Below are 24958 nucleotides of genomic sequence, written 5' to 3'. Positions count from 1 at the left end.
GGTTGCCGGAGGCGTGCATGACGATGTCGTGGAAGGCGCGGTCGTGCTCCTCGTACGTGACGTGGTCGTCGACGAGCTCGTCCATGCGGTCCAGCAGCGGGGCGGCCGCGGCGAGCGGCAACCCGTCGGCCGCCTCCCAGCCGGACAGGGTCGACACCAGCATGCCACCGTCCGTACACCGCTGCGCAACCTCCTGCGCCAGCCGGGACTTGCCGACGCCGGCCTCGCCGATGAGCAGGACGCCCGCCTCGTCGGTGGTGCAGAGCAGCGCGGACAGGTGCTGTACCTCGGTCGATCGGCCCACGAGCGGCCAGTGCACCGCCGTGGTGGCAAGCGTCGTCGCAGTCACGGTGGCTCCCACGCGTGTCGGCGGCGACGCGCGGTGTGCGACACCATCGGTGCGGTGCCAGAATGTCGCCGCGCCTCATGCTCGCCGCCGGAATTGATCCGCGCAACCGCAGGGACGGATTCACTCTGAGCAATGGATACTCATGCGCGGTGCCCGAGGCCGGGCCTACGGTCCGCTCATGAGGCCCACCACGCGGCGACGCCCGGCGCACTGCTGCCGGCCGCCACCGGCCTCCTGCTGACCCTCGCCGCGCCGCCGGCCTCCCCGCGCCGTCGGCGTTCACCCCGGTCGCGGCCCAGGTCAGCGTCGTCGCCGAGGACGTCGCGCAGATCGCCGGGGTCCGGGCGAGCGCCACCACCCGCCGCCCGACGTTGCCCGTCGCACCGGTGACCAGGATCATGATGTCCTCCGTGAGCATCCTCGTGAACCCGACCGGCTGACCGTAGGACCTCAACACCGCTCGAGGTCAAGATCGAGTCTCTGGTCGCGGGAGCGTCCCCCTGTCCAGGACGTTGTCGTAGATGTGCTCGAGCGCCTCACTGAACGGGGCGAGCAGGTGCGCTGGCAGGCCGTCGAAGAACAGGCCGTGGACCAGGTCGACGTGGCCCGGCGCGGCCGCCTCGAGGGCGTGCCGGCCTGCGGTGGTGAGCGACACCTCGGTCACCCGCCGGTCGGCGAGCGCGGGGTCGAGGCTGACCAGGCCCCGCGCGGCCATCCGCCTGGCATGGTGCGACAGCCGGCTGCGCTCCCAGCCGAGCTGCGTCGCCAGCGTACTGACGGCCAGGCAGGATGCCGGCGCGACGCTCAACGCGGTGAGCACATCGTAGTCGGACAGCGAAAGCTCGTGGTCCGCCTGCAGCTGGCGGTTGATCTCGTACGAGAGCCGTAGCTGCAGGCGGATGTACGCGAGCCAGGCACGCTGCTGGTCCTGGTCGAGCCAGCCTCGGGCCGGACGTCTGGCGGTCATACCACCATCGTGCCAGTTACGTGAACTGTCACGGATGTCAGATCTGCTCCGCGCCGCCGTCGACGAAGAGCTCCGCGCCGGTCATGAAGCTGCTGTCGTCGGACGCCAGGAACGCCGCGGCGGCCGCGATCTCCTCCGGCGCGCCCAGGCGGCCGAGCGGTACATCAGCGGCCAGCGACGCAAACATTGGCTCGACGCCCGCGGGGTCGCCGGCCAGCCCGGCGAGCCCCGGTGTCCGCACCGGACCCGGGACCAGCGTGTTGACCCGGATGTTCCGGCCGGCAAGCTCGGCGGCCCAGGTGCGTCCGAACGACCGGATCGCCGCCTTCGTCGCCGCGTAGAGCCCGAACGCCGCCGTGCCGTTGGAGGCGGCGGTGGAACCGGTCAGGATGATCGACGAACCCGGCTTGAGCAACGGCAACGCCTTCTGCACGGTGAAGAGCGTGCCGCCGACGTTGCGGTCGAACGTCGCGCGGTAGTCCTCGGCGGTGATCGCCTCCAGCGGGGCGAAGGAGCCGCCCCCGGCATTGGCCATCAGCACATCGAGGCCGGCGCCGCGCTGTTCGACGGCCGCGAAGAGCCGGTCCAGATCGTGCGGGTCGCCGACGTCGCCGGCGACGCCGGTGGCGGACGAGCCGATCAGGGCGACCGCTTCGTCGACGGCCTCCTTCCTGCGTCCGGTCACGAAGACGTGCGCGCCCTCGTCGGCGAAGCGCCGCGCGGCCGCCAGCCCGATCCCCGAGGTGCCGCCCGTCACCAGTGCCGTCCTGCCCTGCAGTCGGTTCATGTCTCTGCTCCTTCGCCCGTGAACGACTTACCGCCCTCGTCAACTCACGTGACATGTCACGTATTCCGATCGTGAGCGTCGCCACATGCCCCAGGGGCCGCACACGGCCGAGCCCGACGCGCCTTCTACCCGCCGGCACGGGGAGTACACCCGCCCAGGCGCGCCGCACGATCCCCCGCCACGGCCCCTACCGCATCCAGCGGCGCGGCAAGTCAAGATCACCGGCAGTTTGCGAAAGATGCAGAGCCGGCTTTCCAGCCGTCTGCGGCAAACCTGCTGGTCAGCGACCTACGTCAGTCCGACGAACATGTTCGTCGAAGCGCTTCGATTGACCTCTCGCACACCTGTGGCGAAACTCCTCGCCAGGTTCGGACCGGAGACGCCGCCGCATCCGGCGCTCGCAACCACAGGAGAGGAAACTCATGAGTTCGACAGTCAGGAGGGCCGGGCTCGCAGTCGTTGCCGCCACCCTGGTCCTCGCCGGAGCCGTGTACGGCGTGACGAGGTCAACCGTGGCCAACGCCGCGGTGCAGCTGACCGGTCCTCAACTGGTCGCCGACATGGGCGCCGGGTGGAACCTCGGCAACCAGCTGGAGGCCAGCGCCAACGGCATTCCCAGCGAGACGGCCTGGGGCAACCCGGTCATCACCCAGGCCCTCATCGACCGGGTCAAGGCATCGGGCTTCAAGACGATCCGCATCCCCATCTCGTACCTCGGCAAGATCGGGGCCGCCCCGAACTACACCGTCGACGCGGCCTGGCTGAGCCGGATCCAGGAGGTCGTCAACTACGCCTACAACTCCGGCCTGTACGTGCTGATCAACATGCACGGCGACGGCTTCAAAAGCGTGACCGGCTCCTGGCTGGTCTGCGACGCGTCGGACCAGACCACGATCAAGGCCAAGTACCAGAAGGTCTGGCAGCAGGTCGCGACGAAGTTCGCGAGCTACAACGACCACCTGATCTTCGAGTCGATGAACGAGGAGTTCGACGGGCAGTACGGCAACCCCACCCAGCCGTGCTACTCGAACATCGTCGCCTACAACCAGATCTTCGTCGACACCGTCCGGCGGACCGGCGGCACCAACGCCTCGCGCTGGCTGCTCATCCCGGGCTGGAACACCAACATCGAGTACACGACCGGCAGCTACGGCTTCTCGCTGCCCACCGACACCTACCGGTCGTCCTCCATCCCCAGCGGGGAGCAGCGGCTCATGATCTCCGTGCACTACTACGACCCGTGGGACTTCGCGGGCCAGGAGGACGGCAACATCACGCAGTGGGGTGCGGCCGCGACCAACCCGGCCAAGAAGTCGACCTGGGGTCAGGAAGACTACATGGACCAGATGCTGAAGAAGATGCGCGACACCTTCGTCACCAAGGGCTATCCGTTCTTCGTCGGTGAGTACGGCTCGATCGACAAGACGTCGGCCGACCCGGCGAACAACACCTACCGCGCGAACTTCGCCAAAGCACTGGTCAGCACCGCGAAGAAGTACGGCGGGGCGACCGCCTACTGGGACAACGGATACAACGGCCAGTACGGCTTCGGCCTGTTCAACCGCAGCTCCAACACCGTGACCCAGCAGGGCATCATCAGCGCCATCATCACCGCCGCCGGCGGCACGTCCCCCACCACCCCGCCCGTCTCGCCGTCGCCGTCCAAGACACCCGGCAGCCCGTCGCCCACGCCCTCGACGAGCAGCCCAACCGGCACCGGCACCTGCCAGGTCGTCAACGCGGTCAACGCCTGGAACACCGGCCTGACCAACAGCATCACCATCACCAACACCGGCAAGACCGCCATCAACGGCTGGAGCCTCGTCTTCAACCTGCCCGCCGGGCAGACCATCACCGGCGGCTGGAGCGCCACCTACTCCCCGACCAGCGGCACGGTGACCGCGACCAACGTCAGCTACAACGGCAACCTCGCCCCGGGCGGCTCCACCACCATCGGCTACCAGGCCAACCACACCGGCAACGCCGGCGCCCCCACCGGCTTCAAGCTCAACGGCTCCACCTGCAGCTGAACCCCCGCGTCGGAACAGTTCTGCGCGCCCCGAGGGGCTGTAAGAAGTCCGGCTCTGACGCAAGGACGGTGGTTGCTTTCCGTCGCTCATGCGAGCGGGATTCTGTGTCGTAGCGACGGGAATCCCGCTCGCCGCACATCTGGCGCTTCCGCTGTTAGCGCCCGCTCGCGGCGGCGGGCCCGTGATCGACAACACCGCGCGGAGTGAATGTGCCTGACTGATCCGCGGCCCGGCTGTCGTCGCCGGTGGCACGGGTCGCGCGGGCGAACGTGACCGCTCCGCTGATGAGCGTGCGTCGCCACATGGTGACGAGGACCGACTGACAGGCCGGGAAACGCCTGGGGCCGGTTGCGTGACTGCGGCGGGTGGGGATAATCGGCGAACTCATGGCGGCCGCTGCCCGAAGGAGACCCGGTGAACCGCGACTCGGCCTCGACTCAGTATGAGCGGCTGCGCGGCGACATCGTCGCCGGTCGGATCGCGCCGGGCACGGTGCTGCTCGAAACCGTGCTCGCGGAACGGCTCGGGGTGTCGCGGACGCCGGTACGTGAGGCGCTCGCGATGCTGGAGCGGGACGCGTTGCTGGAGCGGGACCGGCGTGGGTACCGGGTGCGGACGCGGAGTCCGGAGGAGCTGCTGGAGATCTACGAGGCCCGTATCGCGCTCGAGTCGACGTGCGCGGCCGCGGCGGCCGGGCGACGCTCGGCGTTCGATCTGGCCCGGCTGCGCCACCTGACCGGCGAGGCCGCCACGGCCGGCGATCCGGCGCAGCTGCGCGAGTCGCACGCGGCCTGGCACAGGGCGCTGCGCGCCGCGGCGGGCAACGCCACGATCATCGAGCTGCTGGAGCGGCTCGACACGCTGCTGGCCGTGTACGACGACGCGGAGCCGACGCTGACCGACCGGGATGAAGCCGCGGCCGAGCACCGGCGGGTGGTCGACGCGATCGAGGCCGGTGACGCCGAAGCGGCGCGGCGCACCCTGGCCGCCCACCTGGACCGGTCCCGCGAGGCCCGCCTGGCGCGGCTCGCCGCCGGGTCGTAGTCCGGCCGAGCAAGAAACGTCACAGGTCAAAGCCTCTTGCCCGAGCGTCGACGCGTGTATACGCTCGCGCTAATTTCCTAGCAAACAAGTCTGAATAATGGAGTTAACATGTTCCGCAGGCTGGTCGTGGCGGTGGCGTCGGCGACGCTGCTGGCCGCATGCAGCAGCACCGGCTCGCCCGGCGACGGCGCGGCGTCCGGCGCCCCCGTGCGCGGCGGCACGGTCGTATTCGCCACCGACGTCGAACCCACCTGCCTCGACCCGGCGGCACCGAGCCAGATCGCCACCCAGATCCTGCAGCGCAACGTGTACGACTCGCTGATCCAGCAGGACGCGAAGGGTGCCTTCCACCCCTGGCTGGCCAGCTCCTGGGACGTCTCGGCCGACGGCACGACGTACACCTTCCACCTGCGCGACGGCGTGACGTTCCACGACGGCACGAAGTTCGACGCGACCGCCGCCAAGGCGACCTTCGACCACTTCACCGACCCTGCGACCAAGGCGCCGCTGGCCGGCTCGCTGCCGTTCGCCTCGGCGACCGCGACCGACCCGAGCACGCTGGTGGTCAAGCTCAAGTCGCCATTCGCCCCGTTCCTGCAGCTGGTGTCGTTCTCCGTGCTCGGCATCCAGTCTCCGGCGGCTCTCGCGAAGGGGCAGGCTGCCCTGTGCGCCGGCGGGCCGGGAGCGGCCGTGGGCACCGGGCCGTTCACCACGGCCGCGTACTCCAAGGGGCAGAGCCTCACCTTCGCGCGGTACGACGCCTACAACTGGCCGCCCGAGGGCTCGCCGCACCAGGGCGCCGCGTACCTGGACAAGGTCGAGGTCCGGTTCCTGCCGGAGAACGCCATCCGGGTCGGCGCGGTCAGCAGCGGCCAGGCCCAGCTCGCCGCGAACGTGCCGCCGGTGACCGCGGCCGCGTTCGAGGCCGGTGGCGGGGTGCGGGTGCTCAGCGCGGCCGCGGCCGGCACGCCGTTCACCGCGTACCTCAACACCAAGCGGGCACCGTTCGACGACGTCAAGGTGCGCCAGGCGTTCCAGCGTGGCATCGACATCGAGAACATCGTCAAGTCGGTCTACGCGGGCCGCTTCCCGCGCGCCTGGAGCCCGCTCACGCCGAGCACGCCGAACTCGTACGACAGCACGCTGGAGAACAGCTGGCCACAGGACCTGACGCTGGCCAACCGGCTGCTCGACGAGGCCGGCTGGAACCAGAAGGACGCGCAGGGGTACCGCATCAAGGACGGCAAGCGCCTGAGCACCGTCTGGGTCCAGAACAGCACCGTCATGCGCGAGCAGCGCGACGTCGTCGCCCAGGCCGTCGCCGACAACGCCAAGAAGCTCGGCTTCGAGGTGACCGTGCAGGGCCTCGACGCCGGCACCTTCTCGGCCCGGACGAAGGCCGGCGACTACGACATCACCGACCAGAGCAACCAGCGGGCCGACCCGGACATGCTCTACAACGTGTGGTCGTCGAAGTTCGCGGCGACCAGCGGTGGTGCCAACTACGCCAACGTCACGGACCCGCAGGTCGACCAGTGGCTCAGCCAGGGCACCACGGCGCTGCGGCAGGAGGACCGGCCGGCGGCCTACAAGCCGCTGCAGAAGTGGGTCGTCGACAACGCCGCGGCGGTGCCGATCTACGTCCCGCAGTACCTCCTCGGCGCCTCCAACGCCGTGCAGGGCGTGCAGTTCACCGTCTCCGGGTACCCGGACTCCTTCTACACCGTGTGGCGGACCAAGTGAGCGACGACGACTTCGAGGCCTGGCTGGCCGCGCGCGCCGAGGAGGTGGCCGGCCCGGCCGGCCACACCGCCCTGACCGGCACGTACCCGGTCGACGAGCCGCTCGTCGTCGACGGCGTGCCCGGCACCTGGAGGGTCCAGGACGGCCGGCTCGCCGTCACCGTCGAGCCGGGCGCGCCGCTGACCAAGGACGGCGTGCCGGTGACCGGTACCGCCTTCGTCGAGGGCGACCTCGAGGCGCCCGGCGTGACGATCCGGACGTTCGTGCGGGAGGACGGGCCGGTGGTGCGCACGTACGAACACGCCGCGCCCGGCCGGACGGGTTTCGCCGGCATCGACCGGTACCCGTACGACGAGCGCTTCCAGGTCCCGGCGACGTTCGAGCCGTTCGCCGTGCCCGAGGCCACCCCGATCCCCTACCAGCGCGACGACGTCCGGCGCGCGCACGTCGTGCCGGGTGAACTGGCGTTCGCCGTCGACGGCACCGAGCACCGGGTGCGGGCGTTCGAGGGCCACGGCGGCCTGTGGTTCGTGTTCGCCGACGCGACGACCGGCGTGAGCACGTACCGGCCCGGTCGCTTCGTCGAGGCCCGGGCGGCACCGGAGGGGTACGTGGTGGACTTCAACCGCGCGTACCTGCCGCCGTGCGCGTTCTCGGACTGGTACAACTGCCCGCTGCCGCCCCGGGAGAACGTGCTGACGACCGCGGTCGAGGCGGGCGAGCGGTCGGTGCGGCGCCGTGCGCACCCGGCCTGACGGCGGCCACCTCGCCCGCCGGGCGGCGATCGCGGTCGTGCAGCTGTGGGGCGCCGCCACGCTGTGCTTCGCGATGCTGCACCTGATCCCGGGCGACCCGGTCGACATCATCATGGGCAACCAGGCGCTGGTGTCGCCGGAGCTCAAGGCTCAGGTGCGCGCCGGGTACGGGCTGGACGACCCGGTGGCGGTGCAGTACCTGCGGCTGCTGGGCGAGCTGGTCCGCGGCGATCTCGGCACCTCCTACCAGCTGCAGCGGCCGGTGTGGGGCGCCCTTGCCGAGCAGGTGCTGCCCACCGCCGAGCTCGCGGGGGCGGCGCTGCTGCTCGCGGTCCTGCTGGCGGTGGGCGCGGCGGTGCTGGTCCCGGAGCGCAGCCGGGTCGCCCGGGCGGTGTTCTCCGGGCTGGAGATGGTCGCCGTGTCGCTGCCGCAGTACTGGCTGGGCATCCTGCTCATCACGTTCCTGTCGCTGCGCTGGCACCTGTTCCCGGTCATCGAGGCCGGCACCTGGCGCAGTCTCGTGCTGCCGGCCGTCGCGGTCGCCCTGCCGATCGCCGGCACCCTCGCCCAGGTGCTGCGCGAGGAGATGGACACCGCCCTCGCCCAGCCGTTCGTGACCGCGGCCAGGGCCCGCGGGGCCGGCGCGCTGGCCGCACGGACCGGCCACGCGCTGCGGCACTGCCTGGTCCCGGCCACGACGCTCACCGGCTGGTTCATCGGCAGCCTCCTCGGCGGGTCGGTCCTCATCGAGCAGGTGTTCGGCCGACCCGGGCTCGGGCAGGTCGCGCTGACCGCGGTGACGAACAAGGACCTGCCGATGGTCACCGGCGTCGTCATGCTGGCGGCCGCCGTGTTCGTGGTCGTCAACCTGCTCGTCGAGGTCTCCTACCTCGTCATCGACCCGAGGGTGCGTCGCGATGGGACGTAGGCTCACCGTCGCCGCGGCGGCAGTGCTCGTGCTGGCCGCCGTGGCCGCCGCGCTGTGGCCGCAGCTGTTCACCGGCCACGATCCGAACGCGACCGATCCCCTGGCCTCGTTCCGGCCGCCCGGCGCCGGGCACTGGTTCGGCACCGACCAGCTCGGCCGGGACCTGTTCGCCCGGGCCGTCTACGGCGCCCGGCACTCGCTGCGGATCGCCGCCGGTGCGACCCTCGTCGCGCTGCTCGTGGCCGTGCCGGTCAGCGTCCTGGCCGCACTCGGCGGCCGGTTCGCCGACAGCGTCATCAGCCGCGTCCTCGACGTGCTGCTGTCGTTCCCGGCGCTGCTGCTGGCCCTCGTCGTCGTCACCATCGTCGGCCGCGGCGAGCTGAGCCTGCTCCTGGCGATCGGCCTGGCCGACATGCCCGGCTACGCCCGCCTGCTCCGATCCCGGCTGCTCGTGGTCCGGACCGCCGGCTACGTCGAGGCGGCCACCGGACTCGGCGTCGGCCCGTGGACGTCGCTGTGGCGGCACATCCTGCCCAACGCGGCAGGCCCGCTGCTGGTGACCGCCACCCTCGGCCTGGGCGTGGCCGTCATCTTCGCCTCCGGGCTGAGCTTCCTCGGCCTCGGCACCCAGCCACCGACCCCGGAGTGGGGCGCGATGCTCGCCGAGGGCCGCTCGACGCTCGCCGTCGCCTGGTGGGCCGGGGTCTTCCCGGGTCTGCTCATCACCGTCACCGCGGTCGCCGTCACCATCCTCGGCCGCGATCTGCGCAACCGCTTCGGCGTCGGCTCGATCCGGCCGTGAACGAACCTGGAGGTACCCCCGTGCAGACCGACCGCTACGGGCAGCGCGTGTCCACAGTGGACGCGAAGGCCGCCGCGGCCTACTTCGACGCCGTCGACGCGTACCTGGCCCTCGACGACACCGCCGTCGAGGGCTTCGCCCAGGCGATCGCGCTCGACCCCGGACTCGCCGTCGCGCACCTCGGGCTCGGGCTGAGCCTGGCCTCGGCCGGCCGCGACGCCGAGGCCCGGGAGGCGCTCACCGCCGCCATCCGGCTGCGCCGCGAGCGTCCCGACCAGCTGGGCCCGCGCGAGGCCCGCCAGATCGACCTCGTCACCGCGCCGCCCGCCAACCTGGCCGCCTACGCCGAGCATCTGGAGGCGCACCCCGGCGACCTGCTGGTGCTCGGGTTCGCCGCCGGGCTGCTCAGCGGCCGGCGCATCGCCGCGGGCACCGGCCGCGACGGCGTGCTCGCGCTGGCTGCGCCGTCGGCGGCCGCGTTCCCGGACGACTGGGCGCTGGCCGGGATCTGTGCGCTGGAGCTGGAGGAGGCCTGGCAGTTCGCGGAGGCCGAGGCGGCGGCCGAGCGCTCGCTGCTGGGCCGGCCGGACAACCGCGCCGCCTGCCACGGGTACGTCCACGTCCTGCACGAGACCGGGCGCATCGCCACCGTGGAGTCGTTCCTCGACGGCTGGTTCGACACCCGGCATCCACGTTCGCCGCTGCAGACGCACCTGCGCTGGCATCACGCGCTCGTGGCGCTGGAGAACGACGACGCCGAGCTCGGCCTGCGGCGCTACCACGACGCCATCGACCCCCGCGTCTCCACCCGCCGCACCACGCTCGTCGACGCCGCCGCCGTGCTGTGGCGGCTGCGGATCGACGGCCACACCGGCCTGCCGTGGCACCCGGTCGCCGAGCTTGCCCGCGCCCAGCTCGCGGCCGCGCGCGGCGCGCTGTTCGACGTGCACGCCGCCCTCGCCCTGGCCGCCGCCGACCGGGGAGGCCTCGTCACCCTCCGCGCCGCCTGGGCCGCCGAGACCACCCGGCCCAACCGCGACGTCGTCCTCGCCGTCCTCGACGGCATCACCGCGCACGCCGACGGCCGCTACGACGTGGCCGCGCAGCACCTCGGCGGCGTGGTGGCGGCGATGGCGCTGGTCGGCGGGAGCCGCCTGCAGCAGGACATCGTCGTGGACACGCTGTGCGACGCGCTGGCCCGCAGCGGGGACCCCGCCCGGGCCGCCGACATCCTGGCGGACCGCAAGCACCGGCGCCGGTCGCGGCGGGACGAGCGCTGGATCGCCGACCTGCGCCGCAATTCCGCGGCGGTACCGCGATGAGCCCCGACCCGGTCCTGGCCGCCGACGACCTGCGCGTCACGTTCCGCACTGCTCGCGGTTCCGTCGAAGCGGTCCGGGGCATCTCCTTCACCCTCCACAAGGGACAGTTCCTGGCCGTCGTCGGCGAGTCCGGGTCCGGCAAGAGCGCCACCGCCCGTGCCCTGCTCGGCCTGGCCGGCCCGGCCGCCACCGTCACCGCCGCCGCGCTGCGGCTCTCCGGCCGGGACCTGACCACGCTGACCGAAGCCCAGTGGCGACACCTGCGCGGCCGCGACATCGGGCTCGTCCCGCAGGACGCGCTCGGCTCGCTCAACCCGCTGCACCGGGTCCGCCGCGACGTCGGGGAGCCGCTGCGCCGGCACCGGCTGGTCCCGCGTGCGCTGCGGCCTGCCCGGGTGGTCGAGGCACTCGCCGGCGCCGGGGTGCCAGAGGCGGCCGTGCGGGCGCAGCAGTACCCCCACCAGCTCTCCGGCGGTCTGCGCCAGCGGGCCCTGATCGCCTCGGCCACCATCGCCGGCCCGCCGGTCCTCGTCATCGACGAACCGACCACGGCCCTCGACGTCACCGTGCAGGCCCAAGTGCTCCTCGAGCTGGAGGGCCTGAAGGCCAGGGGCACCGCGCTGCTCATGATCAGCCACGACCTGGCCGTGGTGGCCCGGATGGCCGACCACATCCTGGTGATGCGCGAGGGCGTCGTCGTGGAGTCGGGACCGCCGGCAGCGGTGCTCGGGGCAGCTCGCCACCCGTACACGCGCCAGCTCCTCGCCGCGGTCCCCACCGGCCGGCCCCACCGCACCCCGGGCGCGGAAGCCGGTCCGGCCCTGCTGGAGGTGCGGGCGGTCAGCAAACGGTACCGCCGCCCCGACGGCACCGACCACGCCGCCGTGCGCGACGTCTCGTTCACCGTCACCGCCGGGCGAACGCTCGGCGTCGTCGGCGAGTCCGGCTCCGGCAAGAGCACCGTGGCCCGCATCGCCCTCGGCCTGCTGCGCCCTGACGAGGGCGACGTCCGCTTCGCCGGTGCCCAGTGGAGCTCGCTGCCGGAGCGGCTCCGCCGCCCGCAGCGCGGCCGAATCCAGCTCATCCAGCAGGACCCGCTCGGCGCGTTCGACCCCCGCTTCACCGCCGGCCGGGTCATCGCCGAAGCGCTGCGGTCCGAGCGCGACCGGACCGCCCGGCGCCGGCGCGTCGGCGAGCTGCTGGAGGCCGTCGGCCTGCCCGCGTCACTGGCCGCCCGCAGCCCCGCCGAGATGTCCGGGGGGCAGCGCCAGCGCGTCGCGATCGCCCGGGCCCTGGCCACCGGCCCCGAGCTGCTGGTCTGCGACGAGCCGGTGTCCGCCCTGGACGTCTCCATCCAGGCTCAGATCCTCGCGCTGCTGGCGGACCTGCAAGCGCAGCGCGGCCTGGCGATCCTGTTCATCTCGCACGACCTGGCCGTGATCCGGCAGCTCAGCGACGAGGTGCTGGTGATGAAGGACGGCACTGTGGTGGAACGCGGCCCGGCCGACGACGTTTTCGACCGCCCCGTCGAGCCTTACACCCGCGAACTGCTCGCCGCCGTTCCCACACTCCCGGTGTACCCGTAGCGTCGTCGGGGGAACCGCCGGCCACGGCGTCATTCCACGACGGTCCGGGTGTCGTAGGCCGCACGGGATCGCTCCACTCGGGCCACGTTCTCGCTGCCCCAGGCAATCATCGGCTTGACCGATTCGTGGAGAGTGACGCCCATCTCGGTGAGCTGGTACTCGACGTGCGGGGGCATGACCTCGAGCACGGTACGGACGAGGATGCCGTCGCGTTCAAGATTCCGCAGGGTGACGGTCAACATCCGCTGACTGATGCCGTCCAGGCCGCGCTTGAGCTCACTGAACCGCTTCGGCCCCGCGTCCAGCATCGAGATGACGAGCAGTGACCACTTGTCCTCAATCAGCGATCGGCATCCGCTGCGCATGGTTACCTCCAGAGAACCGAGGCACCGGAATGTGCCTGATTGCCGGGTGCGTGGCATCCGTCAGAACATGAGGGAGCTTCCAGCGAACACCCTCACACGAAGGATAGGCATGTCCACTTACGTCCTCATCCATGGCGCGTGGCACAGCGGGGCGGCCTGGGACCGCGTCGTGCCGCTGCTGAGCGACGCCGGCCACCGGGTTCTCGCACCGACCCTGACCGGCTACGGCGACCGCATCCACCTCCTCAGCCCCGAGGTCGGCCTCGACACACACATCGACGACGTCGTGCGCCTGCTCGACGACCAGGACGACGTCATCCTCGTCGGCCACAGCTACGCCGGCATGGTCATCACCGGAACAGCGAACCGCACGCCAGACAAGATCGCCCACCTCGTCTTCCTCGATGCCATGGTTCCCCACGACGGCGAAAGCGCCGTCGACGTGATGCCGGCCACCCAACACCTCATCGACCGGGCGGCACAGACCGACACCCCATGGCGCCTGCCACCGATGTCCCGCTCCTTCGGCGTCACGGAGCCGGCCGACCTCGCCTGGCTGGACACGATGCTGTCCGACCAACCGGTCCGCTGTCTGCAACAGCCGGTCGCCTTCGACAACCCGGCCGCACACACGATCCCACGCACCCACATCCACTGCACCACCGACGCTCCACCCCGGCGCCCCGTTCCCCCGCAGGACGAGGTGTGGGAGCTGCCGACCGGCCACGACTGCATGATCACCATGCCCATCGAACTCACCGAACTCCTCCTCAAAGTGCGTTGACGGACCGCGGTCTGGTCGGGGGGCACGGTCGGGGGGCAGCGAGTCGTTTGCGGATCTGTACCTCTGGTTCGCCGGTTTCCTGCCGGGTTTCTGCCTCCTCGCAGCAGGTGACGGCACCGACCTTTGTGTCCTCCAGCTTCTGCGCCGCGTTGCGCAGGTAGGCGGCCGGACCGTCGGCGGCCTCGAACTTCTTGGGCACGCCACGAATCGCGTCGATGTCGACCTTCTTCTCCGCCACGCTACGCCCCTGCGTCGCGTGTTGAAGACCGAATCCAGGTCGACGCCGAACCGTTGAACCGGTCCTGTGGCGTGATCGACCCGGCGGCCGCGTCGCGAACCAGCGCCTCATCACCGACGATGTCGCCCGTCAGCTCGGCAACGTACTGCTCCCACTCGGCGTACCGGCGTTGAGCGCTTCCTGAAGCGACTCGGCCAGCCGGTAGCTGGTCATCCGCATCGCCTGGCTGTCGATCTCGATGCCGGCCACCTTCATGGCGTGGTCCAGGGTGACGCTCACCAAACGGTCCGCGCTGTGCCCGGTCACCTGGACGGCAGCCAGGCTCTTCTGCACATCGCCGATTCGACGTTGCTGCTCTTCCAGTTGCCGGAGGACCTGTTCGATCCCTCCGGTGGCTCCATCCGTGAGAACGGGGTTCTGACGCGCTTTCCGTGAAGCCTGGACGGTCAAGTGGGCTTGAGGAATGTCGGGTGAGGTCTGCTCGCCGCACCGTTTGAGGCCGAGTGCTCAGGACGCCAGCAACTCTGTAACCAACTGCCGCTCGGCCACTGAGAGCGCGAACGGGCTGGCCGGGTTGCGCGGTGCGTAGTCCATGTCGGGCACGCCTGCTACCCACGGCACGTGTCCCCAGAACACAACCTCGTCGGAGACGGCCAGCGTGGCCAGCTTCGCGGTGTCGCCCGTGGCTCCCAGCGTCCGCATCGCATCCGAGAGCACCGACACCGCGTCCGGCGTGTCGGCCGCCTCGTCACCGAACGCCGGCGCGAGCAGCAGCAAGGTCTGCGCTCGCCGGACCCGGTCGGGCTGCCGGCCGGCGACGGCGACCAGCTCCGGCCAGGACAGCCCAGGTCCGCGCTGATGCCCCTCCAAACCGGCGATCTCGATGAACTGCTCCCGCCAGTGCGCCGCCCAGAAGCCGGGCCGCTCGGCGAGGTGCCACCCGTCGACGGCGAGCGCCGCGACGTCCACCTCGTCCGGGAACGTGTCCGCGTAACCAGGAAGGATCATCGGAGCACGATAGCCGAAGGGGGCCGCGGCCACAGGTGACGCGTCTTTCCCGCACGTTCGTGGGCGAAGCGACGTCAGTGGCTCAGGTGGACAGCAGTACACGCTTGCGGAGCAGGTCAAGCCAGCCCGGCCGTACATCTGCCGCTTGATCATCTTGATGCGGTTGACGTTGCCCTCGACCGGCCCGGAGCTGAAAGGCAGGCTGAGGCCGGCAGTGACGGCGTCCAGGTCTGCGGTCAGACCCTTGGCGAACTTTGTGATGCCGGGCAACGCCGCCTCTTCGGCCGCGGCGATCCAGGCACCGAGCCGCTGACCGCGCAGGCGAGTGAGCATTTCGGCGAACGAACGCACCAGCTCGGCGCCCGCACGCAGTTCCGGACACCGGTGACCGAGGGTGGGCGGCGTACCGGTGTCAGGTCGGGTTTGCTGCGGTACTGCTCGACGAATTTGCGGACGATCGCGTAGCTGCCGACAAAGCCCTGGGCACGGATTTCGCGGTGCAGTGTGGTGGCCTTGAGGCACCCCTCGTTGATGCGCTGGGTCAGATAGGACTTGAACGGGTCGACCAGGCTCGGCCGGATCTTCTGGCCGACCATCATGTCCTGCCACGTCTCGGCATTGGCATATCGCGACACCGTGTGGTGGCTCCAGCCCAGATGCCGGGCGATCTGCCGGAACCCGGCGCCTTGTGCCAGCAGCTTGTGGACGAGGGCGTGGTGGGCACGGCGGCGTTCGGCCATCACCCCGGTAGGCTCGTTCGTCGGGCCGGGTCCGGCTTCCTCAGCAGAAGGTTCGCAGGGCTCGGTAGGCTCGTTGAGGCAGGACTTGTGCACGGTGCCGTAGTGGTGGCCACGCCTGATCGCGAAGTCATCAACCCCGAGCACCGCGACCACACCGACCGGTGGATCTGGCAGTGCCCGCACCAGTCGGATCAGGCGGTGACGACTGGCCGGCATGCCCAGCGCTGCGGCAAGCCGAGCGCCGGCTCGGCCGGCCAGCGCGAGCCCGACCGTGGTGAGCATCTGCCGCAGCCCTTCACTGACCCGCGACCACCGGCGTGTCATCCCATCGACCTGCGTGGTGAACGTCTTCGCCCGGCAATCCGTGTTGCCGCAGAAGAATCGGCGCACCCACAACAAGATCCGGAAAGGTCGGCCGGCGACCGGAGCGTCCGCCAACGTCCGGCGATACCGCGAATGCACCCGAGACGACGGCACCGCACACGCCTGACAACCGGCCTCACTGCCGCGGACCCGAGCCACGATGACCAACCCGGACTCGGCATCTACGACCTCGTCGATCACGATGCCATTCAGATGAGGGAGTAGTAGTCCGACAGCATCGCGCACCCGGGCAACGTTTCATCGTCCGACGTCCATCACAGTTCGCACCAGAGCCGAGAACGGGGCCCAGTTGTGTGCGACTTCCATGCCCAGATGGGCCAGTCTCCCTTGATCAATATCTGCGACTTTCGGACCCACCCCGCAGCGGCGGGCGCCGATCAGAACGGCAGGTCGGAGCTTAGTCTTCCGGGCAACCGGCAGCAGTTACGTTAAGTAACGGCGACCAGGTCTCAGGCGGCTACCGGATCTGCCGATGTGCGGATGCGCAGGTCGGGCCGGGGTCGGTCACAACGGGCCGAGCGCGCGTAGGGAGGCGAGCCGGTCGGGCGGCAGGCAGTCGGTCAGGTTCCGTTCTAGGTCGACCAGTTCAAGGTCGACCGCGTACACCACGAAGTCGTCGGTGACTGGCAGCGTGTCCGACCAGTCGCGGAGGTTGAGCCGAGCGGCCGCCGAACACAACAGTCGACGCCCGATCTCGGATCCGGCGCCGGGGTCGGCCGCATCGAGCAGGGCGAGCTCCTGCCACACCAGCCGCACCGGTCCCGCCTCGGCAAGGTCGAGGCCGGCACCGGTCTCGAAGTCGGCTGGCGACCATGCGGCATGCGGGTCGATCGCCGCCAGGGCGGCGCGCTCGTCCGCGGTGCACGCGTGGACCTCGACGGACAGCGCGCGCGATTGGTGATAGCTCAGCGCGACGCAGGCAGCGGGGCCGTCGACCGTCAGGCGCGCCACGGCGTCCGGGATCAACGCGACCAGGGCGTCCTCGATTGCCCGGCATGCCACGTCGAGGTCGAACCCGGCCGGCGGCCGCTCGTAGCACACTTCGGACCAGTGGCCCATGACCTCGACGAGGCGGACCAGGCCGTCGTCGTCGTGTTCGGCCATCAGCGTTGAACGTGGCCGACCGTCGTGCTCGATCTCGACACGGCTGATCCGCCCATGGGTGTACGTATACGACTCTCGCCCCGAGCCGCGCCGCGCGACGGTGTCAGCCGAGCGCATCAGCCCACCCACGAAACGGTACTCGTGTAGGTAGATGGGCCCGTCCGTGTCGAAATGCGCCACCTCCACCACGTCGCTGCCGTGGCGGACGAACGTCTCGTAGTACAGGCGGCCGCGCAGGAAGCCGCAGTACTCCTCGGTCACCACCGCTCGGCCCTCGGCGTCGAAACCGATCCGCAGGACATCCCGGTCCGCCGGCGGTGGCGTATCCAGCCTGCGGCCAGGCCTGAGCAGGTCCCGTTCGAAGTGCAACGGACGCAGATCCAGGCCCGGCCAGCTGTACCAGTCCCAGCGCTCGACGAGCGCGGTCGCCGCCCGCTTGCGGGCGCCGTATTCGCCAGCGAGCTGGGCAAACCGCGAAGCAAGATCGGACACGTCCTGGATCCTACGAGTCGCCTCGCCGGCCCGGCGCCGGCACATCCGGATCTGGCAGGTCGCGTCGAGCCGGCCCGTGATCGCCGCTTCCAGCCTGTCGTCGGCCCGTTCAGCGAAGCGGGCGTATCGGCGGCAGGTCGAGCAGGGCGAGTAAACGGTCCGTCTTGACCTCGACGAACACCTCCGCATCATCGAGGTCTTCCTCGTCGTCGTCCTCGTCGGGTTCGATGTCGTCTCCGGCAAGGTACGGCAGCAGGCGGCCCGTCATGGCGTCACGGTCCACGTCCGCCACACCGCCCTGCCGATCAGCCCACCAGGTCGCCAGACCCGCAGCTTCCCGGTGCGTATCTGTCGGAAGCGACGCGTTCGGATCCTCGAAGTAGGTGCGGGGCGTGAAGCCGAGGAAGGCCACGCCACTGCCCGGCCCGGTCGGGTGATAGGTGATCGTGGCGATGTCGCTGTCGTGGATGTCCACGTGGAGCCAGAACTCGACATCCGGCTGGACGCTGTTGTCAGCCTCTACCTCCGTCCAAAACTGTCCATCGAACAGAAACGCACCGAAGTAGCCCATGCCATCGCTCCAACCCCGCCACAGGACCGATACCGCCATGATCATACAGTCGCTACGCTCGCATGATCTGGTGCACGCTCATAGCCGCTGATCGTGCTCCGATCCGCAGCGCGGGTCGTGAATAGCCGCCCGCCATACAGTGCCCACCGGGGTGGAAGATGATCGCGTGGAACTGAGACCCGAGCTGCGCGAGCCGGAGGTCCCGCCAGAGCTGCTGACCGAGCTCTGTGCCGCGATCGAACAGATCGAGGACCTGCACTGGTGCGGCGAACCGACCGAAGCAGCGATCGCCGCCTTCAATGCGCGCACGGGCAGCACGCTCGAGCTCTACGACTTCCTCAGCTACCACGGGTCGATCTCCACGCAGGACTTCGCTCGGATGGCGACTTGGCCGGCATGGCCCAAGCTCATTGACATCACTCGCGAAGAGCTGACCGAGATCGTGCGGCGGGTGCTGGAGTCAGATCGTGAACACGAGTACTACCTCTATCTCTTGGAGGTCAACGTTGTGCATCCAGCGCCGTCTGACGTCATCCATCACCCACCGCCACACCTGGGAGACGACGCTGCACCGGAGGCGATCGTCGACGAGATCCTGAAGTACCGGCCGATCGCGCTGTAGCCATCCTGTGCCACCGAAATGTCCACGCCACGGCCGAGAGCAGTCTTCTGCCGCGTCTGGCGCGTGAAGGCCAGCTTGAGTTCGTCACATGGGTGACCAGCGCATCCGCCGCTGGTGGCCTGACATGGCCGATGAGCGCACATCCGATCACGAGACGTCTGCCGTGTCCGCACCCGGTGGGCCACGGCGGCATGGCAGGATCGCGGCATGGCGATCATGGATCAGGACGAGTTCTGGGCAATCGTCGAGCGCGCCCGTGAGGGCATCGATGACACCCGAACCGCCGAGGGTGCCAAGCAGGCGGCCGAGAATGTCGGGCAACGCCTCGCCGAGCTCGGCCGCGGGGCGGCCGTCGCGTTCGACCTGCGCTACGCCGCGCTCGGTGCGGAGTCCTACGACTGGAACCTATGGGGCGCCGCCTACCTCATGAGAGGTGGCTGCTCCGACGATGCCTTCGACTACTTCCGCGGCTGGCTCGTCACGCAGGGCCGCAGCATCTGGGAGCGCGCCCTGCGGGAGCCGGACACGCTCGCCGAACTGGGCATCGACCCGGACGACGACTTCCTGCTGTGCGAGAGCATGCTCAGCGTCGGGCGCGCGGCGTTCGACGAGGACGCCGACTTCTACGCCGCCGTCGACGCGGCCCGGGCCGAGCTGCCCGCGGACACGTTCAACGGACCGTTACTCGGCGACGACTTCGACCACGAAGACGACGACGCGGTGCACGCCCGATACCCCCGCCTGGCCGAGATCTACCTGTAGTCCGAAGACGTACCGGGCCTACCGGCATCAGTGCCGAACGCGCAGTCCTGCCAGCGAGCGCACGGATGCACGCTCATGGCCGCTGTCATCGCTCGGCGACCGGTCGTAGGTGGTCACGTGAGGTGATTGGCCCGGCGGCAGCGAGGGTGCCCTGAACCGCCGATGAACGGATATGCATGTTGAGGTCGGAGATCAGAATTGGCGGCCGTCGTCGAACCACTCAGTGACGCGGGCCGGGGGGATTCGAAGGCGGTCGGCCAGGTCTTGGAAGGCGTCCCAGGCCCGTTCGCGGTTGTGGGTGTCGATCATTGCTGTCGATGGTGTTGAGATCTGTCACGAGGCCGCGCAGCGCTCGCTCGCCGGCGGCAAGGCGGTCCGGCGTGTCCGGTCCGATGGCTTCGATCGCTCGCCGGGCTCGGGTGTATGCCTTGCAGGCGGCTTGAGCGAACGGTTTGGAGTCCTCTGCCCAGTCCCGGAACGGGTTGTCCATGTTCGCGGCCAGCCAAGCCTCCGACTTCGCGCCGCTGATTGACAGTTCGACCGGACCATGTTTGAACCGTTGGCGCAGTGTGGTGGCGGTGGTCCGCCGGGCGCCGTTGAGCTCGAGTTGACGAAGCTGCGGCAGTTCCGGCAGGGCATCCGGGTCCAGGCCGTACGCGTCATCCAACTGCAGCGTGCGCAACCGTGCGTGCTGCCGCAGATCAGGCAGGTCGGTGAGGGTTCCCGGCGAGGCGTCGAAGGTGAGCCTCAGCTGTTCGAGGTCGTGCAGTGCCGTCAGCAACGTTGCGGAGAACGTGCCGCCGACCCAGAGCCAGACCGTCCGCGTACGCCGCAAGCCGGTGGGTATCACGACGTCCGGACCGTACTGGAACAGCCGCAGATCCACGTGCCGGCCCTCGCCGGGTGCCTCGATTCGCAGGCCAGCCGGTGGTCTGATCAACAGCACAGTCTCGATCAGTCGCGGCAGCCTGACACTGCTGAGCCCGGTGCCGTCCAGCCGTACGGTGCCCAGATGCGTCCGCCGGAGGTCGAGATCGCCGACTGCGTCGCTCCAGTACAGGAAGCGGATGCCGAGGCGAGCGGCGACGGCATCCACGATGCCGCGATCCGGTCCGGACCAATTCACCGTCCGGCAATCCGGTAGCAGATCCAGTTGCGACCAATCGACAGGGCCCTCCGACGGCACGAGGCCACCGGCCGGCGTCAGGTCAATCACTCGCGTAGCCGGCGACAGCCACCGCGGCCCGGCGCCGAAGTCGACCTCCACACCGCCGACCGGCCGCTGAACGTCACCCCGAGACCGGAAACGGCCACCATCTGCTGGCACACCACCATGCTACGCAGGCCGGATTCACTTGATCGGCGACGCGCACACGCCGCCGAGAGCGAGCGCCTACGTACGCCATGAAGGCTTGAACTGGTGCGCGCTTATGCCGCTGACGGCGCGTGCCGCCCAGCCGTTGCCCGCCACAGCCGGTAACCGCCTCGTCGAGATCAAGGCGCGCTGTCCTGCCGATGACAGTGAACGAGATCATGGCTTCGCCGCACAGGGATCTGAGTCCTGGCCGTTCAGGGACGTGGCGATGACGATCCCAGCTGGACCGCTCCTCGTCCGCATCCAGCGCGGCGGGTAACACTCAGCCGGCGCGGGTGAATGCGACGTCCAGCACGGCGTCGAGGACGAGATATCCACCGAATCCGGCGACGGCAGCCGGTACCAGACCTATGAGACCGTACAGCCGATCGCGGGTGCCGCGGCCCAGGACGGGCGGGACGAGTGCGCCGGCCACCGAGACCAGCAAGGCTTCGCCCAGCGGCCGGTGGCTGGCCAGCAGGTACGCCCCCTCCGCGACGAAGACACCGCCCAACAGGCACAGTGCGGCCACCCGCCGGGCGCGCCGTTCGTCACGCCACCATGCCCCCGCGGTGGCGAACAGTGGTCCCGCGGCCAAGCCGACCAGCGCCCACCCGGCCGGTCCGGTGACAACGGCCGGACTCACGGCGCGGTGCTCGAACACCACCAGCGAGCCGTAGAATCCGGCGACCGCGCCGACGAGGACCGCTGTACCGGCGAGCCAGGTCCGCCAACCGCCGTCGCGCAGCACGGCACCGGCGGCGAACGCACCGACGACCCAGATCGCGCCGGAGTTGACCAGGCGGCTGGAGTCGCCGGGCAGGACACCGTTCAGCAGCAGCGACACTGAGCCCAAGGCCACGCCGCCGAGGGCCGCCAACAGGAAGCTACTTCTGAACGCCATGGGAGTGGATGCTGGCATACCGTTACCCGGCAGTGCGCGTGGAAGACGACACACTCGCACATGCCGCGATGTGCTCGACACACGCACCGGCGCGCTTCCACCGCGTGCGGCCTCAGCCGGCCCTGCTGACGGCAAAGGTTCGACGTCCGGACATGCCGCTGGTCCGGCGCGGCGCCGGCGCCGTGGTCGTCGCAGCGAGCGACGCGCCTCGGCGACGCTGCCGACGCTTTCCTGCCGTGCCGATGAGCAGCACTTGGCCACGCGAGCATCGACCGATCGCGCTTGCCCAAGGCGGTCCAACAGGCATGGTCAGGGATCATCGACGGGTGGAAGGCATCTCGAACGCAGTGGAGCTGCAGATCTGTGAAGTTCGGGCCTGCGACCGGACCGAGGCAACCGCGACCGTGCGAAACCTCCGCGGCTCGGTTTTCCGCAGCGCGCGGTTCCGCCGGGTCAGCGACTCGCCAGATCCGATCGACCTCGAGCTGACCGGAATCATCTGGTACGGCAGAGCGGTCGACGAGATCCTCGCCGGTCACACAGCCCTGGTCACGCTTCGCGGAGCAGCCGCGCCCATCCTCCGATCTGGCAACCTGTCCGACGGATGGCAGAGCATCGAGGGCTGCAACGCTTGATCGACAATGTGATCAACCGAGGGCCGGCGCCGACATCCTCATCTGCTGCCGATCGGTCGGCGGGTGACCGTCACGCTGCGTACGCCGCCTGGGCGGCGGTCACTGCAGAGCCGCTGATCGCTTGTGGCCGATATGAGGGGATGTCTCTGCCATCCGGAGTCCGCCTGTCCGGAGGGGTGCTGCTCGTGGCGGTCAACTCCGGTCGCGGGGGTGTGGGTTATGGAGGTGTTCGGTGCCGTCCGGCTGCGCCAGAAGCCTTAGCATGTGGGCCGCCTCCTCGACTGTGACGTGCCGTCCGTGCGACGGAGGGCTTGCAGGGTTGAGGACCTCCAGCCAGAGTCGTTGACCTTCTTCGCACTTGATGCTGGCGGCGACGCCGGTACGGGCGGTGAAGACCGCGGAGTTGCCGGCGGTGCGCGTGATGTGCGGACAGGCGGGCGACGCAGTCGTCGAGCGGACGCAACATTGGCAGGCTGGCGTATCCGCGGTCAGCGCTGGAGTACGTCAGTTCCAGCATGTCGGTCTCCGGGGCCGTCTCGGCCGTGGCCGCGCCCAGCGTCGTGAGGTCGACTGTTTCACCGAGGAACAACGGTCGCCACGTGTCCCAGGCTTTGATCCGGGCGATGTCGACGTCGGCAGTGGCGGCCCGGTGCGGTGCGGTGATCGTGCCGACGATGCGGTCCCACCGGCGTTCCAGCAGCAGTTCGAAGCCCCGGACATCACACACGGACAGCCGCACACCGCGGGGAAGGTCCGGCACGTAATGCGTCATGAGACGCTCGGCCGACCATGGCGCCGGGCGGCGGAGCCGGCGCATGGCGCCACCCGGCCAGTCGTCGAGCAGCCGGACGTCAGCTCGTGGTTTCGGCGCGCGATGCCACTCGGCGATGGGAACTCCCAGGCCCCTGTTGTTGATCGCCGAAAAGAAGGCAGCACCGTCTTCGCCTTCGACGAATTCACTTCGATGCAGCGCGAAGATACCGATCGTGCGCCCCGCGAGTTCAGGCGTCTCGGCGAACCACCGGTGGCCACCAGGACCCAGCACAACCGCCCGATCCAACGGGCACCCGGGCACCTCCATGGGCCGGACGTGGACCGCGGCGCCCGGCCAAGCGACACCGACCTGCTCCGCAGCGTCGAGCAGGGCGACGGCGACATCCTCGCGGTACGAATGCTTGTTCGCCAGCAGCACCGTGACGATGCCGGCGCGAACCTCGTAGACGCTGGTCACGTCAACGGGGCCGTACGGCGCAACGTCGAGGTGCACCCGATGAGACCCGAGGATGGACACCTCGTCCGCCACAGGCCGCGTACGGCGAATGAGCTCCAGCGTCTCGTTCAGTGCAAACTCACCGCCGTTGTGCACCGTAGAAGTCTTTCATACCACGTGAGTGCCTGGCCCAACTACGCGCGCACATCTGCCGCCGGTCGGGCACGTCGCTCCGTAGTGATCATCACGCTGCGTACGCCGTCTCGGCGGAGCCGCTGCGCGCTCGTGTTTGATATGTAGGTGATCGTGAGGCTCCTCTTGGTGGGCACGCAGTGCCTCGATCACGCTACATATCACGCATTATGCGGCCCGCCAGGGCGCAGGTAATCTTCGATTACCCGCATAATGCCGATGAGCGCGCACGTGACCATGGCGGCTCCTCGAACCCCTCGCCTGATTAGCAGCTCCAGCGCCGTGTCGCAGTCACCGGCGATGTCGGCCGCAATCGGCTCCGGTCGCAGCCTGTGGCGGATGGCTTCCGGCCCCGATCTGCAGGCCCGCCGCGGGCTCGGCCATCACCCCGCGATCCGTGACGCACCTTCCGGCCCGGCCCGGTGTCGGACGATGGCGGCGGGCCCGTCGAGCCGATCACTGTCAAGCGATCCTGTGGCGACGCCTGACCCTGAAGCAGCCCGGGATGTTCCCGTATACGGTCGCGTCGGCAGGCCCAAGGCGGGTGGGGCGCCGTGCCAACGCCCGACGGGGGCGCCGTCGCGGCGTTGTCATGCCGGTGGTTCCGGCAGGCCGAACAGGTCGGCGAGGCCGCTGACCTGGAACCGTTGGTGCATCGCGGGGGTCAGCGCTTCGAGGCTCAGGCTGCAGCCGGCGTCGTCGCACCAGCGTTTGGCGGCCACGATCGCGCCGAGACCTGACGAGTCCATGAACGTGATCAGTGCGAGATCCACCGCCAGCACGGTCGGCTCCAGCTGCAGTGCTGCACGGACCGTCGTGCGGAACTGATCAGCGGTCTGTTGTTCCAGCTCGCCACTGAGGACGATCGTGACCTTGCCGGCCGACGGTATGCCGATCTCGGTCAAGAGCGGCATCGTTCACCTCGATCCCTTTCGGTGCTCGGGCTCGACGATACCTACCCATTTGTCCCCCGCAACTCGATGCGACAGGAGATGGATGCGACTGTACGGCCGGGGATTCCCGGGCCGGGGGCGGTGGCCCCGGGGGCGGCGGGCGTGACTGCTCACAGAGGGGCGGGCAGGTGACGCCGCCCCCGAGACGCCGGCGACCCGCCGAGAAAATCTATGGCTGAGAAGCTAGACATGCTCACTGCCATCGGATAACGTTCCTCGGGTCGAGAGCAGAGAACGCAAAGACGCTGACGAACCGCCCCACCCGTTGGGCGCAGGAGCAGAGCCGGCAGCAACACCGCAGGTTCGCTCGGCACAGCAGGACGAGAT

Annotated in this window: 26 protein-coding genes and 1 pseudogene; 12 read left to right on the top strand and 15 right to left on the bottom strand. The window is 69.8% G+C overall.

Annotated elements, in window-relative coordinates; genetic code table 11:
* From AB0J72_RS26345 to AB0J72_RS26335, 3 genes are all read right to left on the bottom strand, one after another.
* On the bottom strand, positions 1-349 hold a 349-nt coding region (locus tag AB0J72_RS26345), incomplete at its 3' end, for an ATP-binding protein (RefSeq protein WP_363403040.1).
* A 466-nt stretch (positions 350-815) separates the two neighbouring features.
* Positions 816-1316, bottom strand: a complete 501-nt coding sequence (locus AB0J72_RS26340) for a MarR family transcriptional regulator (RefSeq protein ID WP_363403038.1) — start codon at positions 1314-1316, stop codon at positions 816-818.
* Between the two features lie 37 nt (positions 1317-1353).
* Positions 1354-2103 carry an SDR family oxidoreductase gene (locus AB0J72_RS26335; RefSeq protein ID WP_363403036.1) on the bottom strand — a complete coding sequence of 250 codons (750 nt, stop codon included), beginning with the start codon at positions 2101-2103 and terminating at the stop codon, positions 1354-1356.
* A gap of 422 nt (positions 2104-2525) precedes the next feature.
* Here AB0J72_RS26335 and AB0J72_RS26330 point away from each other — a divergent pair, with 422 nt between their 5' ends.
* The 8 genes from AB0J72_RS26330 to AB0J72_RS26295 all read left to right on the top strand — a co-directional run bounded on the left by AB0J72_RS26330 (position 2526) and on the right by AB0J72_RS26295 (position 12313).
* Entirely contained in the window at positions 2526-4133 is a 1608-nt protein-coding gene (locus AB0J72_RS26330; protein WP_363403034.1) for a cellulase family glycosylhydrolase, read from the top strand.
* A 414-nt stretch (positions 4134-4547) separates the two neighbouring features.
* Positions 4548-5177, top strand: coding sequence for a GntR family transcriptional regulator (locus AB0J72_RS26325; RefSeq protein ID WP_363403032.1), 630 nt, complete (start codon positions 4548-4550; stop codon positions 5175-5177).
* Between the two features lie 108 nt (positions 5178-5285).
* On the top strand, positions 5286-6920 hold the full coding sequence (locus AB0J72_RS26320; protein ID WP_363403030.1) for an ABC transporter substrate-binding protein: 1635 nt from the start codon (positions 5286-5288) through the stop codon (positions 6918-6920).
* On the top strand, positions 6917-7675 hold the full coding sequence (locus tag AB0J72_RS26315) for a DUF1684 domain-containing protein (RefSeq protein WP_363403028.1): 759 nt from the start codon (positions 6917-6919) through the stop codon (positions 7673-7675). Before AB0J72_RS26320 ends, AB0J72_RS26315 begins: the two co-directional genes overlap by 4 nt.
* Complete coding sequence (locus AB0J72_RS26310; RefSeq protein WP_363403026.1) at positions 7659-8603, top strand: ABC transporter permease; 945 nt, start codon at positions 7659-7661, stop codon at positions 8601-8603. The genes AB0J72_RS26315 and AB0J72_RS26310 overlap by 17 nt, the downstream gene beginning before the upstream one ends.
* On the top strand, positions 8593-9405 hold the full coding sequence (locus AB0J72_RS26305) for an ABC transporter permease (protein ID WP_363403024.1): 813 nt from the start codon (positions 8593-8595) through the stop codon (positions 9403-9405). Before AB0J72_RS26310 ends, AB0J72_RS26305 begins: the two co-directional genes overlap by 11 nt.
* Positions 9402-10727: a hypothetical protein gene (locus AB0J72_RS26300; protein ID WP_363403022.1), complete on the top strand. Its 1326-nt coding sequence runs from the start codon at positions 9402-9404 to the stop codon at positions 10725-10727. The genes AB0J72_RS26305 and AB0J72_RS26300 overlap by 4 nt, the downstream gene beginning before the upstream one ends.
* The gene (locus AB0J72_RS26295) at positions 10724-12313 is read left to right on the top strand and encodes an ABC transporter ATP-binding protein (RefSeq protein WP_363403020.1); all 1590 of its coding nucleotides are present in this window, start codon (positions 10724-10726) and stop codon (positions 12311-12313) included. Before AB0J72_RS26300 ends, AB0J72_RS26295 begins: the two co-directional genes overlap by 4 nt.
* A 29-nt stretch (positions 12314-12342) precedes the next feature.
* Here the strand turns inward: AB0J72_RS26295 and AB0J72_RS26290 are convergent, their stop codons facing one another.
* Complete coding sequence (locus AB0J72_RS26290) at positions 12343-12678, bottom strand: helix-turn-helix domain-containing protein (protein WP_363403019.1); 336 nt, start codon at positions 12676-12678, stop codon at positions 12343-12345.
* Positions 12679-12787: 109 nt separating this feature from the next.
* Here AB0J72_RS26290 and AB0J72_RS26285 point away from each other — a divergent pair, with 109 nt between their 5' ends.
* Positions 12788-13462: an alpha/beta fold hydrolase gene (locus AB0J72_RS26285; RefSeq protein WP_363403017.1), complete on the top strand. Its 675-nt coding sequence runs from the start codon at positions 12788-12790 to the stop codon at positions 13460-13462.
* On the opposite strand, the gene AB0J72_RS26280 is transcribed toward AB0J72_RS26285, so the two are convergent.
* The 7 genes and pseudogenes from AB0J72_RS26280 to AB0J72_RS26250 form a co-directional block, all read right to left on the bottom strand.
* Complete coding sequence (locus AB0J72_RS26280) at positions 13449-13700, bottom strand: hypothetical protein (protein WP_363403015.1); 252 nt, start codon at positions 13698-13700, stop codon at positions 13449-13451. The two genes, AB0J72_RS26285 and AB0J72_RS26280, sit on opposite strands and share 14 nt — an antisense overlap.
* Positions 13701-13829: 129 nt before the next feature.
* Positions 13830-14150 carry a YbaB/EbfC family nucleoid-associated protein gene (locus AB0J72_RS26275; protein ID WP_363403013.1) on the bottom strand — a complete coding sequence of 107 codons (321 nt, stop codon included), beginning with the start codon at positions 14148-14150 and terminating at the stop codon, positions 13830-13832.
* 57 nt (positions 14151-14207) lie between these two features.
* Positions 14208-14708: a hypothetical protein gene (locus AB0J72_RS26270; protein ID WP_363403052.1), complete on the bottom strand. Its 501-nt coding sequence runs from the start codon at positions 14706-14708 to the stop codon at positions 14208-14210.
* Between the two features lie 189 nt (positions 14709-14897).
* Positions 14898-14978, bottom strand: a pseudogene (locus tag AB0J72_RS26265) (hypothetical protein); the annotation flags it as partial.
* Positions 14945-16012, bottom strand: coding sequence for a transposase family protein (locus tag AB0J72_RS26260; RefSeq protein WP_363403011.1), 1068 nt, complete (start codon positions 16010-16012; stop codon positions 14945-14947). The pseudogene AB0J72_RS26265 and the gene AB0J72_RS26260, both read right to left, overlap by 34 nt.
* A gap of 324 nt (positions 16013-16336) precedes the next feature.
* A complete protein-coding gene (locus tag AB0J72_RS26255; RefSeq protein ID WP_363403009.1) occupies positions 16337-17428 on the bottom strand; it encodes a hypothetical protein in 1092 nt (363 codons plus the stop codon).
* A gap of 109 nt (positions 17429-17537) precedes the next feature.
* Positions 17538-17999, bottom strand: a complete 462-nt coding sequence (locus tag AB0J72_RS26250; protein ID WP_363403007.1) for a hypothetical protein — start codon at positions 17997-17999, stop codon at positions 17538-17540.
* A gap of 166 nt (positions 18000-18165) precedes the next feature.
* On the opposite strand from AB0J72_RS26250, the gene AB0J72_RS26245 reads away from it, so the two are divergent.
* On the top strand, positions 18166-18621 hold the full coding sequence (locus AB0J72_RS26245) for a bacteriocin immunity protein (protein ID WP_363403005.1): 456 nt from the start codon (positions 18166-18168) through the stop codon (positions 18619-18621).
* Between the two features lie 207 nt (positions 18622-18828).
* Positions 18829-19383, top strand: coding sequence for a DUF4240 domain-containing protein (locus AB0J72_RS26240; RefSeq protein ID WP_363403003.1), 555 nt, complete (start codon positions 18829-18831; stop codon positions 19381-19383).
* Between the two features lie 220 nt (positions 19384-19603).
* On the opposite strand, the gene AB0J72_RS26235 is transcribed toward AB0J72_RS26240, so the two are convergent.
* Together AB0J72_RS26235 and AB0J72_RS26230 are read right to left on the bottom strand one after the other, a co-directional pair.
* Positions 19604-20650, bottom strand: a complete 1047-nt coding sequence (locus tag AB0J72_RS26235; protein ID WP_363403001.1) for a hypothetical protein — start codon at positions 20648-20650, stop codon at positions 19604-19606.
* A gap of 370 nt (positions 20651-21020) precedes the next feature.
* Entirely contained in the window at positions 21021-21641 is a 621-nt protein-coding gene (locus AB0J72_RS26230) for a DUF6518 family protein (protein WP_363402999.1), read from the bottom strand.
* A 326-nt stretch (positions 21642-21967) separates the two neighbouring features.
* Here AB0J72_RS26230 and AB0J72_RS26225 point away from each other — a divergent pair, with 326 nt between their 5' ends.
* Positions 21968-22276 (top strand): hypothetical protein, encoded by a 309-nt coding sequence (locus tag AB0J72_RS26225; RefSeq protein ID WP_363402998.1) that lies wholly within the window; start codon positions 21968-21970, stop codon positions 22274-22276.
* A gap of 217 nt (positions 22277-22493) precedes the next feature.
* Here the strand turns inward: AB0J72_RS26225 and AB0J72_RS26220 are convergent, their stop codons facing one another.
* Complete coding sequence (locus AB0J72_RS26220; protein WP_363402996.1) at positions 22494-23642, bottom strand: hypothetical protein; 1149 nt, start codon at positions 23640-23642, stop codon at positions 22494-22496.
* Between the two features lie 626 nt (positions 23643-24268).
* A complete protein-coding gene (locus AB0J72_RS26215) occupies positions 24269-24592 on the bottom strand; it encodes an STAS domain-containing protein (RefSeq protein ID WP_363402994.1) in 324 nt (107 codons plus the stop codon).
* Between the last annotated feature and the right edge of the window lie 366 nt (positions 24593-24958).

It is taken from the genome of Dactylosporangium sp. NPDC049742 (genome assembly GCF_040674675.1).
GTDB classification, from domain to species: domain Bacteria; phylum Actinomycetota; class Actinomycetes; order Mycobacteriales; family Micromonosporaceae; genus Dactylosporangium; species Dactylosporangium maewongense.
Note: the sequence above shows the minus strand (reverse complement) of the source record. Positions and strands in the feature narration are given on the sequence as shown.